Raw genomic sequence first — 578 nt, forward strand, 5'->3', positions numbered from 1 at the left:
ATAATCAGGCGGTGCGTCAGCGCACCGGCTGAAGCTCAAAAGACTCTGACCGAATTGTTCGACGCCGGCCGCCGGGTAGTTGCCGTGGCCACCAAATCGGCGCCGGGGATGACGACGCTGTCCCGGGCGGACGAATGCGAGCTCTCGCTCGCGGGGTTCCTGGTCTTCGCCGACGAGCCCAAATCCGCCGCACGCCAATCGCTGTTGGAGCTGGCCGAGCTGGGCATCGAGCTGAAGATCGCCACCGGGGACAACCCGCGAGTGGCCGAAAAGGTCTGTGAAGAACTGGGTTTGGCCTCGAAGGGCACGATCACCGGCGCGCAGCTCGAACCCCTGGACGACGCCGCGTTCGCGTACGCCGCGCAACACCACACCATCTTCGCGCGCATCTCCCCCGAGCAGAAGGCGCGGCTGATCACCGCGCTGCGGCGCGAGGGGCGAGCCGTCGGCTTCCTGGGCGACGGGGTCAACGACGCGCTGGCGTTGCACGCCGCCGACGTGGGGATCTCGGTGGACAGCGCCACCGACGTGGCCAAGGACGCCGCCGACGTGGTGCTGCTGGAGAAGGATCTGGGCGT

General features: G+C 68.0%; 1 protein-coding gene. It reads left to right on the top strand.

Annotated elements, in window-relative coordinates:
* On the top strand, positions 1-578 hold a 578-nt coding region (locus tag A9X04_RS02160), incomplete at both ends, for an HAD-IC family P-type ATPase (RefSeq protein ID WP_156764182.1).

The organism is Mycobacterium sp. E3247, assembly GCF_001667785.1.
GTDB lineage: Bacteria > Actinomycetota > Actinomycetes > Mycobacteriales > Mycobacteriaceae > Mycobacterium.